At 35.8% G+C, this 16,212-nt stretch carries 16 protein-coding genes and 1 rRNA gene; 6 read left to right on the top strand and 11 right to left on the bottom strand.

Annotation, left to right across the window (positions count from 1 at the left end):
* Positions 1 to 253: 253 nt before the first annotated feature.
* The 4 genes from AS4_RS17915 to AS4_RS17930 all read right to left on the bottom strand — a co-directional run bounded on the left by AS4_RS17915 (position 254) and on the right by AS4_RS17930 (position 5,380).
* Entirely contained in the window at positions 254 to 1,645 is a 1,392-nt protein-coding gene (locus AS4_RS17915) for a hypothetical protein (protein WP_096735067.1), read from the bottom strand.
* Between the two features lie 722 nt (positions 1,646 to 2,367).
* Positions 2,368 to 3,735 (bottom strand): hypothetical protein, encoded by a 1,368-nt coding sequence (locus AS4_RS17920; protein WP_035370681.1) that lies wholly within the window; start codon positions 3,733 to 3,735, stop codon positions 2,368 to 2,370.
* A gap of 342 nt (positions 3,736 to 4,077) precedes the next feature.
* Positions 4,078 to 4,647, bottom strand: coding sequence for a dCTP deaminase (gene dcd / locus AS4_RS17925; protein WP_004723815.1), 570 nt, complete (start codon positions 4,645 to 4,647; stop codon positions 4,078 to 4,080).
* Positions 4,648 to 4,786: 139 nt separating this feature from the next.
* Complete coding sequence (locus tag AS4_RS17930) at positions 4,787 to 5,380, bottom strand: LysE family translocator (protein ID WP_004723817.1); 594 nt, start codon at positions 5,378 to 5,380, stop codon at positions 4,787 to 4,789.
* A 456-nt stretch (positions 5,381 to 5,836) separates the two neighbouring features.
* Here AS4_RS17930 and AS4_RS17935 point away from each other — a divergent pair, with 456 nt between their 5' ends.
* Positions 5,837 to 6,388 (top strand): DUF2062 domain-containing protein, encoded by a 552-nt coding sequence (locus AS4_RS17935; RefSeq protein ID WP_096735068.1) that lies wholly within the window; start codon positions 5,837 to 5,839, stop codon positions 6,386 to 6,388.
* A gap of 29 nt (positions 6,389 to 6,417) precedes the next feature.
* Here the strand turns inward: AS4_RS17935 and AS4_RS17940 are convergent, their stop codons facing one another.
* Both AS4_RS17940 and apbC read right to left on the bottom strand, forming a co-directional pair.
* Positions 6,418 to 7,296, bottom strand: a complete 879-nt coding sequence (locus tag AS4_RS17940) for a 5'-methylthioadenosine/S-adenosylhomocysteine nucleosidase (protein ID WP_096735069.1) — start codon at positions 7,294 to 7,296, stop codon at positions 6,418 to 6,420.
* A 328-nt stretch (positions 7,297 to 7,624) separates the two neighbouring features.
* Complete coding sequence (apbC, locus tag AS4_RS17945; RefSeq protein ID WP_096735070.1) at positions 7,625 to 8,875, bottom strand: iron-sulfur cluster carrier protein ApbC; 1,251 nt, start codon at positions 8,873 to 8,875, stop codon at positions 7,625 to 7,627.
* 320 nt (positions 8,876 to 9,195) lie between these two features.
* Here apbC and AS4_RS17950 point away from each other — a divergent pair, with 320 nt between their 5' ends.
* Positions 9,196 to 9,414 carry a hypothetical protein gene (locus tag AS4_RS17950; RefSeq protein ID WP_227548097.1) on the top strand — a complete coding sequence of 73 codons (219 nt, stop codon included), beginning with the start codon at positions 9,196 to 9,198 and terminating at the stop codon, positions 9,412 to 9,414.
* 129 nt (positions 9,415 to 9,543) lie between these two features.
* Here AS4_RS17950 and AS4_RS17955 read toward each other — a convergent pair whose 3' ends face one another.
* Positions 9,544 to 9,732 (bottom strand): hypothetical protein, encoded by a 189-nt coding sequence (locus tag AS4_RS17955; protein ID WP_004723829.1) that lies wholly within the window; start codon positions 9,730 to 9,732, stop codon positions 9,544 to 9,546.
* A 193-nt stretch (positions 9,733 to 9,925) separates the two neighbouring features.
* Here AS4_RS17955 and AS4_RS17960 point away from each other — a divergent pair, with 193 nt between their 5' ends.
* Positions 9,926 to 10,144 (top strand): DUF6500 family protein, encoded by a 219-nt coding sequence (locus AS4_RS17960; RefSeq protein WP_096735071.1) that lies wholly within the window; start codon positions 9,926 to 9,928, stop codon positions 10,142 to 10,144.
* 4 nt (positions 10,145 to 10,148) lie between these two features.
* On the opposite strand, the gene AS4_RS17965 is transcribed toward AS4_RS17960, so the two are convergent.
* From AS4_RS17965 to AS4_RS17975, 3 genes are all read right to left on the bottom strand, one after another.
* Entirely contained in the window at positions 10,149 to 10,451 is a 303-nt protein-coding gene (locus AS4_RS17965; RefSeq protein ID WP_096735072.1) for a putative quinol monooxygenase, read from the bottom strand.
* Between the two features lie 50 nt (positions 10,452 to 10,501).
* Positions 10,502 to 10,996, bottom strand: coding sequence for a hypothetical protein (locus AS4_RS17970; RefSeq protein WP_096735073.1), 495 nt, complete (start codon positions 10,994 to 10,996; stop codon positions 10,502 to 10,504).
* Between the two features lie 102 nt (positions 10,997 to 11,098).
* Complete coding sequence (locus tag AS4_RS17975) at positions 11,099 to 11,899, bottom strand: hypothetical protein (RefSeq protein ID WP_096735074.1); 801 nt, start codon at positions 11,897 to 11,899, stop codon at positions 11,099 to 11,101.
* Between the two features lie 180 nt (positions 11,900 to 12,079).
* Between AS4_RS17975 and metG the strand changes: the two genes are divergently transcribed.
* From metG to AS4_RS17990, 3 genes are all read left to right on the top strand, one after another.
* The gene (metG, locus tag AS4_RS17980; RefSeq protein ID WP_096735075.1) at positions 12,080 to 14,134 is read left to right on the top strand and encodes a methionine--tRNA ligase; all 2,055 of its coding nucleotides are present in this window, start codon (positions 12,080 to 12,082) and stop codon (positions 14,132 to 14,134) included.
* A gap of 122 nt (positions 14,135 to 14,256) precedes the next feature.
* Positions 14,257 to 14,730 carry a hypothetical protein gene (locus AS4_RS17985; protein ID WP_096735076.1) on the top strand — a complete coding sequence of 158 codons (474 nt, stop codon included), beginning with the start codon at positions 14,257 to 14,259 and terminating at the stop codon, positions 14,728 to 14,730.
* Positions 14,731 to 14,872: 142 nt separating this feature from the next.
* Complete coding sequence (locus AS4_RS17990; protein ID WP_096735077.1) at positions 14,873 to 15,850, top strand: MBL fold metallo-hydrolase; 978 nt, start codon at positions 14,873 to 14,875, stop codon at positions 15,848 to 15,850.
* Positions 15,851 to 16,011: 161 nt separating this feature from the next.
* Here the strand turns inward: AS4_RS17990 and rrf are convergent.
* A 5S ribosomal RNA gene (rrf, locus tag AS4_RS17995) occupies positions 16,012 to 16,126 on the bottom strand.
* Between the last annotated feature and the right edge of the window lie 86 nt (positions 16,127 to 16,212).

The raw sequence follows: 16,212 nt of genomic DNA on the forward strand, positions 1-16,212 counted from the left end.
TTCCTGTGTTATACGATGCTCCGCACCATATTTTATTTTATTTCTTAAATTTCAGACTTCAAACTGTACAAAAACACATATCCTTGTTTATACAGTTTTGTTATGTCTATCACACTTCATACTATGTAATTTTTTTAATTATGACAAAGTTTTTTTGGTTAAAATCTATCATTTCCGACAAATGAATCTTTTTAAGCAAGAAACTCACCATAAGTTTTAACACAGTTACTGCCAAAGCATAATAAGCATTTGATTAACAGAACTTTAATGAGCCATAGCAGTTTGGAGTAAAATCCTGTTTAGCTAACTGTATATTATTTAATGGCATAGTTGCATGAGGCGCATTGATTAAATCAACAGTCCCAACAGGAACGGCTGTACCTGCGAGGCAGTTCAAAGCCAAAAAACTACCACAATCAACAGGATGATCGGTTAAATACGCACCTACTTGATCCATGATCGCGTTTAATGTCGCTTTTGGAATATCAACCTTATCTGTTGGATCAATTTTACCAATATCAATTGGATTAGACAGCTCTAACCACCAACCCTTTTGAGCAACTGATTTATTTCCTGTCCACTGAATATCTTGCCCTTGCAGAGATAAAGAAGCGGGTGTCCCATTTAAACTGGCTTTATGAAAATAACCCAAATCTTCATTAATTGTTGCATCAACAATTAAGTTATTGATGCTTCCTGAAGTTGATTTATTATTGAGGGGAATGATTGCCAATGCTGTTGCACTAATTGTACCGGATAAATCAATTGTTCTAACATTTGCAGTGGCGTTTAAAATTGCGCTATTGATACGCTTACCAGTGATAACTTGTTGAGGAAGAACTAAGTCACCCTTTAAAATATTACTTCCAGTTGCTTGATCCCTCAAATTAAGGTCATAAGAAGTCGTAGAAAACCCAACTGATGCTCCAAATATAAGACAACAAGCCCTACCATTAATCGCATTATAACCATCAGATTGTCTTAACTGTGTTCTGGCTGCTTCTCCAGCGACATTACTCGTACCAAAACCATTGACCAATGCTGTTCCAGTCGTAGCAGCAACTTGCATATATCCACTTAAGGAGTTAATTCCATTTTTTGTACTACTATTTTCAGTACCAAACGTCAGCAGCCCCACTGCTTTTTCAGAACTTAAATTTATTCCCACGACTTGCCGTGTAGAGGCACTTTCAGGGTTTTTAATTGCAAATTGAATAAATGGATTGGTTAAAACAGCACTTGATCCTACGCGAGCAGCTCGGTCAGAAGCACTATCTGTATTAGATGTTGCAGCGTTTCCCACACCACTCAAACCCAAGTTATCAATATCAATGTCGCAGTTCCCTGCTCCATTTACACCACCGCAACCTAACTGTAATTTTTTAATATTGGCATTTAACTCAAGTTCAGCTTCTAAACCTAATTTATAAAATCCAATACTTTTATCTCCACCTGATCGTTTTGCTTCCATATTTGCTGAATCGGTGGGTGCAACATAAGTCAAACTCATTAAAGCCTGACCTGTCGTTTCAGAGAGTTGCTCATCAGACATACTTTTTAAAGTTGTAGACTGTGCATATACAGCAGATATTGCAACAACACTGAATGAAAAAAGTGCTGCACACAAAGCCTTTATTTTAAGCATGAACATCTCCTTATCCTTAGATTATGTTCAAAATTGTGAAACTCTATTGTTCCAATAAGCAAACCTAATCTTAGATAAACTTCATAAAATTTAGGCTCTTACTGTTATGAAAATGTATTTTAGTTTTCAATAGAGAAATATAATGTGATTAATCTATCATAATGTCTTTAAATATAGGTTAAATTTCCGACAAAATGACTGTAATTTTTGTTAGTAAACCAAAATGCCAAATAGCATCAAAACACATGAAAAAAATTCTATAGAAATTTTCAAGAATAAAAACTTTTTAAATTCAAATATAAATAAAAAATCAAAGATAGATATAAAAATAGTTCAAACATTTTAATTAAAATGAATCCACTTAAATCAAGTATTTAATATTTAAATTTTTTAAACCTTTTTATCGGATATTTTCAAATCTATTCCATTTTAACTTTATAGTAAAATCTCAAAACAAAAAGGAATACACCATGAAAAGAATGATATTCGGTTTAATGATAAATTCAATTTTTATAAGCAGTTGGGCTGCATGTAGTTATGATTTTGATACAACTCAAACACAAATTCAGTTCACCTATCCAGTTGGAACGACAGACATCTGCGGGAATACAATTTAAGACATTAAAACCCACCGAAGTGGGTTTTAAAACATTTAATATAGAGAGTTGATTCATGATTAGTATTAATTTTTTGATCTTGAGTATTCTATAAATCAATAAAAATTAACAAAATTTCAAGCTACCATAACAATTGGGCGTAAAAGTCTGATTAACTAATTTCAGATTACTTAAAGGCATTGAAACAGCAGCATCGTTTCCAAGCGTCATGGTCTTGGTATCAATCGTACCACTAAATGCACAATTCAATACTGTTAAGCCGCATTGTATCGGTTTGTCGGTTAAATAATCACTTACTTTCCGAAGGGTCGCACTTAAAGTATTTGCCGCAATATCCACGGGTTTCGCTGGTGTTACATCTCCGATATCAATTGGATTCGAAAACTCTAACCACCAACCCTTTTGCGCAACCGACACCCCTCCTGTCCACTGCAGATCTTGTGACTGTAAAGATAACGAAACAGGTGTTCCATTTAAGCTGGCTTTATGAAAATAACCAAGATCTTCATCTATCGTCACATTTACTACTAAATTATTCAGCGTTCCGATCAGGTTTTTATTCCCCAACTCAAGGTTCCCTAAACCTGTCAATCTAGGATTAATTGTTCCTGATAATTTAATACCATCTATTGTTGCAGTACCATATAAACTTGCTGATGAAATCCGTTTACCAGTAATAGGTTGAACAGGCAAGCTCAACACACCACTATTGGGTACACTAATATTTAAATTATACTTTTTAGAACCAATTCCAATATCACAACATAAAGTTCCTGTCGCTTTTCCTACAATATCTACACCAGTTCCAATATTACAGCCACTTGCACTTGTGTCATAACAAACTCCTGTCATTGAATTTACAGAAGCATATCCCCCTGCTTTCGCAATTTGCATAAATCCACTTAATGAATTAATACCATTTTTTGTATCACTATTTTCATTTCCAAAAGTAATCAAGCCCATAGCTTTTTCTGAACTTAAATTAATTCCTACCACTTCACGCGTGGATGCACTATCTGGATTTTTTATCGCAAATTGAATAAAAGGATTGGTTAATACCGCACTTGATCCAACCCGGGCAGCTCGATCAGAATCACTATCCGTATTTGAAGATGCAGAATTACCTAAACCACTCAAACTAATATTGTCGATATCAATATCACAAACCCCACTACGGACAGAATTATTAACTCCACCACAGCCTAATTGTAATTTCTTTATATTTGCATTTAATTCTAAATCAGCTTCCAAGCCTAATTTGTAAAAACCTATATTTTTGGCACTGCCATCACGTTTTGACTCTAAATTACTTGCATCTGTTGGTGATGTATAACTTAAACTCATGAGTGCTTGACCCGTCGTTTCTGATAATTGTTCATCAGTCAGTCTTTGTAATGTAGAAGCATGAGCAGTATTTACACCTAAACCACTCAGTACCAGTAATACAACACTTAGATATTTTCTTTCGAACATCGTACGCTTCCATCCTTAGCAAAGCTTGACCTTATTTTTTATACCGATGCTAAAGTACTATTCAAATTCTGAATAAATAAAACGATATAAATCACATTTTTATTTAACATCAACGTAATTTTATTTATACCATAGATTAAAATTCACACCGCATAAATTTTAAATTTTCAGATAAAAAACAATTATTTAAAATAATTTAACACTCCTCATTAGATATACTTAATAATAAGTTTAACGACAGCGCTCATTCTAATAAAAATAGTATATAAATCATATTTTCTCATGATCAATACATAAAAAAAGCAAGTGATTTACACTTGCTTCTTTCAGCTCATTTTTAATTTAAGCTTTAGGTAAGGTTACCCCAACCTGACCTTGGTATTTACCGCCACGATCTTTATAAGAGGTTTCACAAACTTCATCAGATTCAAAAAATAGCATTTGAGCAACACCTTCACCAGCATAAATACGCGCAGGTAAATTCGTCGTATTTGAAAACTCTAATGTCACATGACCTTCCCATTCAGGTTCAAGCGGCGTTACATTTACAATGATACCGCAACGTGCATAAGTCGATTTACCTAGGCAGATCGTCAAAACATTACGTGGAATACGGAAATATTCAACAGTACGTGCTAACGCAAATGAGTTTGGAGGGATGATACAAACATCAGATTCAATGTCGATAAAACTACGTTCATCGAAATTTTTAGGGTCGACAATGGCAGAGTGAACATTGGTAAAGACTTTAAACTCACGCGCACAACGTACGTCATAACCATAGCTAGATACGCCATAAGAAATTAGCTTTTCACCATGTTCATCATAACGCACTTGGTTTTCTGCATACGGTTCAATCATACCGTGCTTTTCGCTCATTTCACGAATCCAACGATCAGACTTAATTGCCATTTATCTCTATCCCAAAACTGTGCTATTTACTGCGCTGTACTTTAACTGAAATTGCTTTTGAAAGGAATGTTTATGACGAAATAGAGCAACCCAAGTCTGTAAGTAAACGTACAAACTTAAGTTTAACTATAATCGATTGTTAAAGGCTTAAAAGTGCTGAGTAGCTCAGTGGTACAGTAAAACTCACTAAAACTAAAGACGCAGTTCTTTGCATATTACGCTGATTGAGCCAAGTCACTTTATTACTGCAAATCACAGAACCAATAAATGTCCAAAAAAATGCAATCGGTACGATTAATAATAAAAACACCAACATATGTGAAGTATAAGCAGACGCATTTTGCCATACATGTGTTGGAAAAATTGCAGAAGCAAAAAGAAGTGCTTTCGGGTTTAAAAGGGTTGCAAAAAATAACTCACGCGCCCGAATTGTCGCATGATTAAAGTTTTCATCTCGATTTGCTGTACGCCATAATTTTAAAGCCAGGAATAAAATATAACCTGCGCTAAATAATTTAAGAATAACGGGCACACTTGGAAACTGTTTAGACACAGATCCAATAATTAATCCCCAAATGGTAATGGAGATAAGATAGCCAAGCGCTTCCGCTGGAATTAATGCAAGAGATTTTCGAATTCCAACTTGAATTCCAGAAGATGCTAAAAGCGTATTGGTTGGTCCTGGTGTCAAAAGAATCGTCACCACCAAGCCAATAAAAAACCATGAAATCATTAAATGACCTCATCAATGGATTGATCGCAGATTAAATCTTTTAAATTGAATTGGCAAAAAATTAATTGTAAGAGAACTTATTGAAGAACATTACCCTAAATAAAAATATATTTTATTTTCAATGCTTTGAAAACTTAAAATCAGATAAGAACTGCAAAGTCACTGATCGAAGAAATGCTGTTTTTATGTCCAAAATCAAACTTTAAAATCAATAATAATACCTTTTAAATCAGTATGTTTATCCCAAATAGAACACTGATTCACCGTAAAACAACAAGTAGTTCCAATACAGGCAGTCCTAGGCACAAATAAAGGGCTTTTTTAAGTAAATTTTCAGTTTTATTGACTATTCTTTATCCATATTTTTCTCTTACTCATTAGGTTTTTTGTCAGAAAGGTTGTCGTTTTTATCTACATTGATGCACAATAGTTACCTTTCTTGCATTTTCTACTTTTATGGCAAAGCATTTTTTTCAGTCTTGGCTCCCTAGTCCAGAGCGAGTCAACAATTTGAAATTCATGAAGATTTTTGGTGATAAAGCCTTAAGTCCTCAGCTTTGGTATGTCAATCGAAAATCAATCTCTAAAGCGATGTTTATTGGTACCTTTTGGGGCATCTTGCCTATCCCATTCCACACCTTATTGATTATTTTTTCAGTATTATTCTTTGAAGCTAATTTACCGATTGGTTTAATTTTAGCTTGGATCATGAATCCTTTAACCATTGTGCCAATTTTGATTTTTGCCTTTTGGATTGGTTCCAAAATTTATCATGTGCATATGATCAATAAAGAAATGTTACTTGGTGTTTTCCATCAAATCATTCATTGGATCAAAAACTTTGGCCATGGGCATATTGATTTTAGCCTAGCCAAAATTCTTGCAACGGGTTTGTTTATTGAAGCATTTGTATTTGCATCGCTACTCTTTATTGCGACACGTATTTACTGGCGTTGGAGCGTGATTAAAAAATGGAATAACCGCAAAAAACAGCCAAACACTCTTTAAGCAAGCTCCAACTTATTCTGATAAAAAATTTACTTCAAAGCTGCTTGTTTAGCTTTCATATATTCAACAACCACATCTAAAACATAATGCTGGCATGCTTCTCCAGTACCTGGGTCATATGCACCGCCATTGGTAATATTGTTCGATAAAATACGAACACCAAGGAATGGTACTTTATATTGGCTGGCAATTTGTGCCACAGATGCTGCCTCCATTTCCTCTACTGAAGTGCCATAATTTTTATGGAAAAATGCAATTCGATCCAATTCATTGTTCCAAACATCTGCTGAACCAATAGTACCTTCAACCACACGGCCCTTGCTATAATTGGTTTTTGCACGCTGCGCTGCCAATAACAGATCTTTATCTGCTTCAAATTTACGAATCGCAATCGGTTCAGGATCAGATTCATCCGTAGGCAGCACATCAAAAGCTTCTGTCCATTCAAGAGAATTCGAACCCTCTCCAACTGCTTTTTTAGGTGTTCTAAATGCACCAATATTGGTGGTATAACGACCTAAAACAATATCATAGACATTAAGATCTGGATCATGTCCACCTGATGTTCCTTGGTTAATAATCGCGATGGGTTTATAACGTTCAATCGCAATTGCTGTTGCTGCAGCAGAGTTGCTCATTCCCATTCTTGTTTTAGAGATAATCACAGGATAACCCTGATAGGTTCCTTTCCAAAACGTCCAACCACCAAAAGTTTCGACTGTAGAATTGCTTAGTTTTGAGGCCATTTGCTCAGACTCTACAGGTAATGCACCTTGAATAATGATGGGTTGCAATGATTTCTGTGCCGTTGAATTAGAATTGGTTTTACCTGAATCACTATCATTACATGCAGCCAAGAACATCGAACTACAGATTCCCAAAGTACATAAGATTTTTTTTAATAGCATGGTCTACTCAATGGTTTAAATTAGAAATTATACCTAAGCAATGAATATACCAGTTGATCAATTTTCTATATTTTTATCCAGATAGTTAAGAGAAGGCGATTTAAATTTTATTTTTTGAGTTGGGAATAACTTTAATTAACTTAGCATCGTTTGTACTATGCCCTTCATATTTAGCATTAATTATTTTATTTTTGAGGATACTGAAAATGGGCAGTGCGTATAAAATCTTATTATCGAGTAAGTTTAAATATTTCATTGATCCATTCTCAACCATCCTCTCTTTAATTCAATGGTTAAAATAAAGAGAGGACGCTTGAGAGGTCAATTCTTAGAAAATTCTATGCGGATCTTTTTCGGCTTTAGGTAAAGCTTGTGCAATTTTTTCAGCAATCGCCATATAGTTTTCTGCAGCAACATCTCCTGCTACCACAGAAGGTTTACCAGCATCAGCATTTTCACGAATTTGAACATTTAGAGGCAATCGTCCCAACAACGGAATATTATATTGCTCAGACAATTGATCGCCGCCACCTGTACCAAAAATTTGTTCTTCATGACCACAGTTTGAGCAAATATGCGTCGACATATTTTCCACCACACCCATAACTGGAATATGTACTTTATTAAACAGTTCAATTCCTTTAACCGCATCCATCAACGCTACATTCTGTGGTGTTGTCACAATCACAGCGCCTGTTACAGGAATACGCTGGGCAAGGGTTAATTGAATATCACCTGTACCAGGTGGCATATCGATAACTAGAACATCTAAATCAGGCCATAGCGCTTGATTAAACAGTTGCATCAATGCACCTGTGGCTTTAGCACCACGCCAAGCAACTGGCGTATTTTCTTTTCCAATCAAATGACCGATGGAAAGTACCGCCATACCATAAGCTTCTAATGGTACAAAATTTTCACCTTCTATTTTAGGTGTTTGCCCAGCATTCCCCAGCATTGTTGGAATACTTGGACCATAGATATCAGCATCAAGAACCCCGACTTTTAAGCCTAATTTGTGCAAAGCCAATGCGATATTTACTGTGGTGGTTGATTTACCCACACCACCTTTACCCGATGATATAAGGATCACATTTTGAATTCGAGGGTGCTTCGGAATATCACGTTGTTGTGGTGCTGCTTTTTGAATCGGCGGATTATTAGGATCTTCTTGTGTATTTGCCATTTTAGCAGAAGCATCGACAACTGGAGGAAGATTAGGATGTTGCTCTTTGGGCTTTGAAGCGCAACTATGCCCTGTTTTTCCATGCTGATCACTGCCACAACTCGAATCGTGTTGAATTTTTTGTTGGATCACATGCAGATTCAACTCTTGAATACCGCACTTCTCCAATGCATCTGCGAGATCATCATGAATTTTTTGTAAATGATCTGCCTCTTCAGGATAAGTATTAATTGTCAGTTGTAATACTCGGCCTACAACATTCACTTGAGTAATACGATCTTTTAAGACATTTGAATTTGGCAAAATATAGTTTTGCAAAACAGATTGGACTTCTTCCTCTTTCACCTCCTGCGCAGGAGAAAAAACTGATTTAAGCGAAGAAAGCCACGACATAGATTTGCTCCAAATTTGCAAATACAATAAATACTGAGAACAGATAGTTTAACTGTAAATTGACCTGAGGTTAAGCAAACTTCTATTCAGCTTTTTGAATGTTGTTATTAATCCTACTGATTTAGTTGGTTTAGCATCCAAAATAATCCATTCAATCATTTTATCTCATTGTTCAGAATGAACTTTTAGTTTTTGCGATTTAGATTTCTATGACAAACGCTGTCTTAATAATTCCCATACAAATACTGGATAAAAAATAGCTATAGTCACATTGGGTCATAACAACTTTGTGTAATTTTTGACAATAATAAGGTAGCTCTATGAAGTCTCTATTATTTTTAGTTTTTTCTTTAATCATTTCGAGTTCAACTTTTGCTGGAACATCTACAACTGCGGTGCGGACATCTTCAGGACAATTGGTTTCTGTAGGTGATAGTTTGACGGAAATGTCGACACGGATTGGCCAATCTCCAATTTCAATGAACACTTATGAACGTAAAGAAGGTAAAACGACGGTTACCGTATCCAACTATATCTAAGAGATTGAGAATGTAACTTATACTTTTACGGTAGTGAATAATCAGATTCGTGAAATTGAGTGGATTCGTAAAGAACCTTAAGTAAAAAGTATCACTGAACAGCGTGGCGCTGTTCAGTGATTGTTCAAATTACTTTTCATCATCTTTTTTGTGCTTCAAATCATTTACAGCTTGCTCACCTTTAAGCAGTGTTTCTTTTGCTTTATGTTTGAGGTCATCTGCAACCTTTTCAGCACCTAATTTTGCTTCTTTGGCTTTTAACTTCACATCATCAATTACTTCAGAAGCTTTGTTTTTTAAATCGTCTAAATTTGTCATGATTTTCTTCCTATTTAATTAAGTCTCACCCTAGTTATAACAACTGAAACTCCATAAAATGTAAAAAGATGCATTTCTTTAACAATTCATACACAGTTTGTAGCGATGTGTTTTTTTGTTTCAAAATGAATAAAATAGCCTATTCTGATTGATTGAAAATCATTGAATTAAAACAAACACTGAGTCTTATCGAATGCGACACTTAATGAAAGAAAAAATTATCCGAGTCTGTAATGATAAAATTGCTAAAAAGGGAGATGATGTTGGTTTATCTTTTTATGCATTCTTTGCCAATAAAAATGATGACCCAGAAACCTTAATGCAAGTGGCAGAATGGTGGATTAAAACCCATCAGCTTGATCATTTTGAAAAGGCAATCAAAATTAAGAAAATGATTGAAGATGGATGCTAAATATTCATTTTTTAAACAATTCATAATAATGCTGCATATGGGTAAAAATTCCGTCTTGTCTTCTATGTTGATCAATTTGCGGGACTAAATCCTGAAAATGGGAGGATTGAACATGGGCATCTAAAGCAGCTCGATCCACCCATTCCTCAATAAATACAAAATGCCCTGTATTGCGTAAATCATGATATAAATCATAGGCTATACAGCCCGCTTCTCGTTTAGTTTGCTCAACTAATTGTTGATATAAAGGTAAAACTAAATCAATTTTATCCACTTGGATAAAGTCTTCGGCAATCAGTTTAAGCATAGGTAATTTCTTATTGATATCGAAGTTCGAACATAACATGAAACGCAAATTTAAACCCAATGATGTACTTGTTTTCTAAACATATTCTGCGCATTAAATTTTCTGCATAAAATGAAGTAAACTGCATTTCCGAGAACTAGACCGATACAAAACGGGAGCAATAACAGTAAATAAACGAAGATTAAATAACTCAATGCCTCGATAAAGCTAGATAGAGCACCATCTAAGCATAAAACTAAGAATAAAAAACTTAGCATAATGATAAAAATCAAAGTTGTAGATTTTATAATCTGTGTTGTTTCGATGATTTTTTGAGGTGCTTTAAATACTTTAAAAATAACTGTGTAGCTAAAAAACCCGACCAGCAGTAAAAATGGGGTTAAATACAATACGACTTCCATGCCTCGGCTTGAAGTTCGTTCAGAAGCTGAAATAAATAAATCGCCCTGATAAAAATATAGAAAAAGGCAAAATGGTACAATTAAACTGAGAACAGCGCCCAAACTCGCAAATGCTGAGGCAACAAATACATACCAAGACCGCATAATTTTCTCCTTCTTCGATCTTGGTTTTAGTTTCTAAAATTAAAATGTAGCGTGTTTGATTAAGATGTGAAGTTTAGGTGAAGTATCATCACGATTCGAACTTTATGATCGGACATTTCCCATAAAACTGACTGCCGCAAACAACCAAATAAACAATACGAAACTGCGCCCCTGATTAAAATGATTCAAATCCGTACCATGCAGAATGTTATGCCGTGTCATACTCACCGTTGAACTACTATCCATCTTATAAGCAGCCAACTCTAAAAAATAATGATTCAATTCATTGGCAATTTTAGCTTTATGCCACAAACTTTTAATTTCATGACCTTTTAACCCAGGAACGATTTTATAGACATCAATAAACTTGGTGTCCTGTTGTTTTAAATAACCATTTTGAACTAAAACAGCCGTTAACAAGCCTTCCAATTGGGCATAAAGCAATGGAATACATCCCGCATACAACTCTAATTGATAGAGTTTAAAGCTTTGTTCTAACACAGCTTGGTATTGTGACTTCTGCTCACCCAGCGCTAATTGATCAAAAGCTTTAAACATCTCGGACTGAAAAAACTCACTGTTGATCACATCTAAAAGATTAAACTGAGCAATATCCTCAGCTTCATGTATCAATTGCCAAAAATGCAATAGATTGAGAGCATCATTGGCAATTTTAGCCCCAACAGGCTGATCCAATTGATTGGCTAAAACTTCAAAATAAGGCTCTTCTTGAGCAAACCCATTGAGTGTTTCAATAAGATACTGATGTTCATCTTCAGAAATATCTGCAAAATAGCGTTCAGCTTGTTTCAGAATATTTTTTTCAATCAGATTTTTACTATTTTGATTTTGTGGAATACGGGTTACAGGCTGGTCATCATCAAAATATTCATCATCAATCATAGATTTATTGCTCTTGGGAAATACACGAATACACCATTCTATAATAATGAATTGGCAGATATAAGAATATGCATAAAAATCTACATTTGAAAAGAATTCACCTATTCTGTTGTGCATCTTCATAGCAATTACGCTAAAATCAATGCCCTTGCATTAACTTTGAGAAAGAGAGTTATATCCGTGCGAAATATTTTAGTCACTAACGCCCTTCCATACGCAAATGGTCCTATTCATATGGGTCACCTACTCGGCTACATCCAAGCAGATATCTGGGTTCGTGCCATGCGTGCAATGGGTCATGACGTGACTTATGTCTGCGCGGATGATGCACACGGTACAGCAATCATGCTCCGTGCAGAAGCAAATGGGATTAGTCCAGAAGCGCAAATTGCCAATGTGCAAAAAGAGCATATCCGTGATTTTGATGGCTTTGGCGTACATTTCGATCACTATGATTCAACCAATAGCGATGAAAATAAAGCCCGTTCTGAGGAAATCTATATTAAAAACCGTGAGGCAGGCAATATTGCGATTCGTCCTGTTACTCAGTTGTTTGATCCTGAAAAAAGCATGTTCTTGTCAGACCGTTTCATTAAAGGGACTTGTCCAAAATGTAAAGCGGAAGATCAGTATGGCGACTCATGCGAAGTATGTGGTACGACCTATAATGCAACAGAGCTATTGAATCCACGCTCAACATTAAGTGGTGCGACACCTGTTGAAAAATCATCAGATCATTATTTCTTTAAACTCCCAAACTTTGCCGAATACTTGCAAAAATGGACGCGTGACGAAGGTCGTTTACCTGTTTCGATCGCCAATAAGTTAGATGAATGGTTTGAAAATGGTTTAAACGATTGGGATATCTCTCGTGATGCGCCTTATTTCGGCTTTGAAATTCCAGATGCACCAAATAAATATTTCTATGTTTGGGTTGATGCCCCGATTGGCTATATGTCAAGTTTTGAAAATTACATCAAAACGAAACGCCCAGAATTAAGCTTTGACGACTACTGGAAAAAAGATTCTAAAAATGAGGTGTATCACTTCATTGGTAAAGACATTGTATATTTCCATGCGTTGTTCTGGCCTGCAATGTTAGAAGGTGCAAATTACCGCACCCCTACAGGTCTATTCGTAAATGGTTTCTTGACTGTAAATGGTCAAAAAATGTCAAAATCGCGTGGCACATTTATTAAAGCTGAAACCTATTTACAGCACTTAAATCCTGAATATTTACGTTATTACTTTGCTTCTAAACTTTCTGATAAAGTTGAAGATTCCGATTTGAATCTTGATGACTTTGTACAAAAAGTAAATTCAGATTTGGTAGGTAAAGTTGTGAATATTGCCAGTCGTTGTGCAAAATTCATTAACAGCAATTTTAACAATAGCTTGTCTGCAACATGTGCTGAACCTGAGCTGGTTCAAAGTTTCATTGATGCGGGTGATTCAATTGCTCAATCTTATGAAGCGCGTGAGTTTTCAACCGCTATACGTGAAATCATGGCTCTTGCTGATCGTGCAAATCAGTATATTGATGAGAAAAAACCATGGGCTTTGGCAAAACAAGAAGGTCAGGAACAACAAGTTCATGATGTCTGTTCTGTTGGGATCAACCTATTCCGCCAATTGGCTGTTTACTTGGCACCAGTACTACCAACTTTGGCAACACAAGTTCAAGATTTCTTAAAACTTGAAAGTTTTGATTTTACTTCAGGAAAAACGGTTTTAGTTGCGCATGAAATTGCTCAATTCCAACCATTGATGCAACGTGTTGATCCCAAAGCAGTTGCTGCAATGGTTGATGCATCAAAAGAATCTTTAGCTGCTGCAACACCAGCGAAAGCAGAAAAGAAAACTGAAAAAGCCAAAGAGAAAAAGCCTGAAGCCAAAGTGGGTGAGGCAGAAATCATTACGATTGATGACTTTATCAAAGTCGACTTGCGTGTTGCTGAAGTCTTAGAAGCAGCAACAGTAGAAGGTTCTGATAAGCTGCTTCAATTGACTCTAAATGTCGGTGAAGCTGAACCACGTAATGTATTCAGTGGGATCCGTGAGTTCTACAAACCTGAAGACTTAACTGGCAAATTGGTGGTTATGGTTGCAAACCTTGCGCCGCGTAAAATGCGTTTTGGTATTTCAAATGGTATGGTGCTTGCTGCTGGAAATGGTGATGGCGTTTGGGTGATTTCACCTGAATCTGGTGCGAAACCAGGTGATAAAGTTTCTTAAGTATTGATTGTCTCATCCTAGACGATCATAAATCACTAAAAGGCTTCTTCGGAAGTCTTTTTTTATGTTAATGTTTTACTACACTATCATTATAAAAATGAAAAAAAGGGGCTCGCCTCAATATGGATATATCAAAGAATAACCAAGGAAAAATATCTGCATTTATCCTCTGTGGTCCACTCATTGGTACATTTATTATCACGATCACATTTCACAGCGGATTATTTTTTTATGATCCAATGCGGTTTTTAAAAGGACTCATTACACCATCTATTATATTTCCAATGATTGCTGCATCCATCTTGATTACTCCCATTGGTTATCTCTTAGGATGCATTCCAGCCATCATTACCAATCTCTTATTTAAGCACTTTTTTGCAAGTAAATTAGCGTTAGCCTCTTGGCGTTATAGTTTAATCTATGGGTGTCTTTTAGGCTTTATGCTAGCCCCTTTTATTCTTATCATTGCTATAGTCACGCCTTCCCCTTTATTCACTTTTCTTTATCTCCAGTTTGTCCTTATACTACCAACAGCACTGATTTGTACTTTTATTGAGTGGAAAAGAGCCAGAAATCGTCAGGATATCAATGAATGACCTCACATAGCTGATTCGATCATTGTGTATATTAATAAAAAATTCGCTTACAAAAGTAGATTGTTTTTCATATATAAAAAGCGCCGTGATGAACCAATCCATGTTAAAAAATAATTCGTTAAATTAATTCTGATCAACTCCAATGAAAAAAACTGCCCTATCATTATCAGTCCTTTTATTCGGCTTATTCCCTCTAATATCACAAGCAGAAGTCACCAAAACATTACCGATCATTGAACAACAAGCGCAAGTAGCAGGGTTTTACCAACATCAGCTGGGCAATACACAAATTACAGCCTTACTAGATGGCACCAACTTTATGTCTCCCACACTATTTAAAAATATTTCACAGGATAAGGTTCAAGAAATTTTAAAGAAATATCATGCAGATCAAGCCAAAGGTGTGCAAACATCGGTGAATGCATTTTTAGTTAACACAGGAAAATCATTGGTTTTGGTGGATAGCGGTACTGCAGATTGTTTCGGTGCGCATCTAGGCTCTGTATTAAAAAATCTCAAAGCTTCAGGTCATCAACCTGAACAAGTCAATACGATTTTACTGACACATTTACACCCTGATCATTCCTGTGGTGTCAGTAAAAATGGCATATCAAACTACCCAAATGCCACCATCTATGTCTCTGAAGATGAAGCAAATTATTGGCTAAATCCAAAACAAGCTGAAAAAATAGCACAAGATAAACGTGCCAATTACTTAGCAACTGTCGAAAAGATCAAAGCCGCCCTTGCACCCTATCAAGTTAAAAAACAGTTTAAAACATTTAAACTGGGTGACAACATCAGCGGATTTGAAGTAATCAGTACTGCTGGTCATACCCCAGGACATTTTAGTTATAAACTAAAAACAACGGGTGAAGATATTGTTTTTATTGGGGATATTGTCCATTCTCATACAGTGCAATTCGATAAACCAGAAACAGCAATAGAATATGATATTGACCCGAAAACAGCTGTTCAAACCCGATTAAAGCAGTTTGCTGATTATGCAAAACATGGGCAAACGATCGCAGCACCTCATTTACCATTCCCGGGCATTGGACATATTTACTCAGCAGATGGGAAAAGCTATCAATGGATTCCTGTTCACTTTAAAGATTAATGATTTTATTGTTTAGGTGGAATCTTTCTAATGATTTTTAAAAGCTCCTACTAAGGCTAGCGCTTTTTAATATTCCATTTTAAACTTCGTTCTTCCCGATAAACACCGCACATAAAAAAACACCCCGGTCTCGCTAGAGAACGGGGTGTTTTAGATTTAAAAGCTGGCGATGACTTACTCTCACATGGGTAACCCCACACTACCATCAGCGCTAAGAGGTTTCACTTCTGAGTTCGGGAAGGGATCAGGTGGTTCACTCTTGCTATTGTCGCCAGCAAACTGTTATGGACTTGTTCGGGTCTTATTTAAATGCCTTACTTCGTACCAAATGAGTTATTAACAGAACATTTGAGTTGAATAGT

The sequence above is a fragment of the Acinetobacter guillouiae genome (assembly GCF_002370525.2).
In the GTDB taxonomy this organism is placed as follows: Bacteria; Pseudomonadota; Gammaproteobacteria; order Pseudomonadales; family Moraxellaceae; genus Acinetobacter; species Acinetobacter guillouiae.

What these genes read in the sequence shown, in the direction of transcription:
- AS4_RS17915 (WP_096735067.1), bottom strand. Translation starts at nt 1,645, where the DNA reads ATGCTTAAAATAAAGGCTTTGTGTGCAGCACTTTTTTCATTCAGTGTT.
- AS4_RS17920 (WP_035370681.1), bottom strand. Translation starts at nt 3,735, where the DNA reads ATGTTCGAAAGAAAATATCTAAGTGTTGTATTACTGGTACTGAGTGGT.
- dcd (WP_004723815.1), bottom strand. Translation starts at nt 4,647, where the DNA reads ATGGCAATTAAGTCTGATCGTTGGATTCGTGAAATGAGCGAAAAGCAC.
- AS4_RS17930 (WP_004723817.1), bottom strand. Translation starts at nt 5,380, where the DNA reads ATGATTTCATGGTTTTTTATTGGCTTGGTGGTGACGATTCTTTTGACA.
- AS4_RS17935 (WP_096735068.1), top strand. Translation starts at nt 5,837, where the DNA reads ATGGCAAAGCATTTTTTTCAGTCTTGGCTCCCTAGTCCAGAGCGAGTC.
- AS4_RS17940 (WP_096735069.1), bottom strand. Translation starts at nt 7,296, where the DNA reads ATGCTATTAAAAAAAATCTTATGTACTTTGGGAATCTGTAGTTCGATG.
- apbC (WP_096735070.1), bottom strand. Translation starts at nt 8,875, where the DNA reads ATGTCGTGGCTTTCTTCGCTTAAATCAGTTTTTTCTCCTGCGCAGGAG.
- AS4_RS17950 (WP_227548097.1), top strand. Translation starts at nt 9,196, where the DNA reads ATGAAGTCTCTATTATTTTTAGTTTTTTCTTTAATCATTTCGAGTTCA.
- AS4_RS17955 (WP_004723829.1), bottom strand. Translation starts at nt 9,732, where the DNA reads ATGACAAATTTAGACGATTTAAAAAACAAAGCTTCTGAAGTAATTGAT.
- AS4_RS17960 (WP_096735071.1), top strand. Translation starts at nt 9,926, where the DNA reads ATGCGACACTTAATGAAAGAAAAAATTATCCGAGTCTGTAATGATAAA.
- AS4_RS17965 (WP_096735072.1), bottom strand. Translation starts at nt 10,451, where the DNA reads ATGCTTAAACTGATTGCCGAAGACTTTATCCAAGTGGATAAAATTGAT.
- AS4_RS17970 (WP_096735073.1), bottom strand. Translation starts at nt 10,996, where the DNA reads ATGCGGTCTTGGTATGTATTTGTTGCCTCAGCATTTGCGAGTTTGGGC.
- AS4_RS17975 (WP_096735074.1), bottom strand. Translation starts at nt 11,899, where the DNA reads ATGATTGATGATGAATATTTTGATGATGACCAGCCTGTAACCCGTATT.
- AS4_RS17985 (WP_096735076.1), top strand. Translation starts at nt 14,257, where the DNA reads ATGGATATATCAAAGAATAACCAAGGAAAAATATCTGCATTTATCCTC.
- AS4_RS17990 (WP_096735077.1), top strand. Translation starts at nt 14,873, where the DNA reads ATGAAAAAAACTGCCCTATCATTATCAGTCCTTTTATTCGGCTTATTC.